Annotated in this window: 2 pseudogenes; both read left to right on the top strand. The window is 56.4% G+C overall.

Features of this window, described 5'->3' with window-relative positions:
- Window positions 1-88 precede the first annotated feature (88 nt).
- Window positions 89-382 (top strand): annotated as a pseudogene (locus M3P21_RS22270) (transposase); the annotation flags it as partial.
- 90 nt (window positions 383-472) lie between these two features.
- A pseudogene (locus M3P21_RS22265) lies at window positions 473-1,200 on the top strand (IS3 family transposase); the annotation flags it as partial.

The raw sequence follows: 1,200 nt of genomic DNA, 5'->3' as shown, positions 1-1,200 counted from the left end.
GGTGGTGTTGACAAAAGGGATTCACAGCGCGCCGCAGGCATGATCCACGCTGGTATCTTCTGTGGAGACCAGCTTGGCACGAGATCTGATGACGGACGAGGAATGGGCGTTCTTTGAACACTTCATCCTGGCTATCCGCGCTCCGAACGGGCGCAAACCGACCAACCAACGCCTTGTTCTGGAAGGGTTTTTATGGATCGCCAGAACCGGTTCCCCGTGGCGGGACCTACCTGAGGAGTTCGGCAAATGGTCCAGCGTCTACCACCAGTTCAGGCGCTGGACCCTGGCAGGGCTTTGGGAGGGCATCCTGGATGCCCTGAACCAGAGCGGAGCCGTTCCCGATGCCCTGCAAATGGTTGATAGCACCGTGATCCGCGCCCACCAATGAGCCATGTCGCGCCATTGGTCCTAGCGACTGAGCCTCCCCAACTGAACTGGTCCACCGTTATGCTTAGGAAACGGAGGACCACGAATGGCAAACAAGAGACCGAAGCCCGAAGAGATTGTCTCGAAGTTACGGCAGGTTGAAGTTCTGATGGGGCAAGGCATGTCCCGACTTGATGCGATCAGACAGATCGGCGTTGTTGAACAAACCTATTACCGTTGGCGCAAGAAGTACGGCGGAATGGGCGTAGATCAGTTGAAAGAATTGAAGCGGCTTCAGAATTGTAGCCGGTCAAGCAAACGATCCGGGGGATCGTTTGTCAGGCGGAACAACGAACGATTGCGTCGTGCGGTTTCTGATCTGACGTTGGACAAACTGATCCTGGCGGAAGCCACAAAGGGAAACTACTGAGCCCCGCTCGTCGTCGTGCTTGTATTAATCATGTACGCAACCAGCTGGACGTTTCTGAGAGACGCGCCTGTCGCGTGCTTGGACAACACCGGTCCACGCAACGACGCATCCCAAGTGGCCGCGCGGACGAGGACAGGTTGGTCGCCGACATGATCGAGCTGACCCGTCAATATGGCCGATATGGTTATCGCAGGATCGCTGCGCTGCTGAGAGAGGCTGGATGGTCTGTCAGCGATGGGCGGGTTGAACGGCTCTGGCGGCGAGAGGGGCTGAAAGTGCCAATGAAACAACCAAAGAACGGGAGGTTATGGCTAAATGACGGCTCATGCGTTCGGCTACGGCCAGAGTATCGCAACCATGTTTGGTCGTATGACTTCGTTCATTGTCGAACCGACGAGGGCAAA

Origin of the sequence: Ruegeria spongiae, from assembly GCF_023502395.1 — a bacterium.
GTDB lineage: Bacteria > Pseudomonadota > Alphaproteobacteria > Rhodobacterales > Rhodobacteraceae > Ruegeria_C > Ruegeria_C spongiae.
The sequence above is the reverse complement of the archived record's forward strand: the minus strand, read 5'-3'. Positions and strand labels throughout refer to the sequence as shown.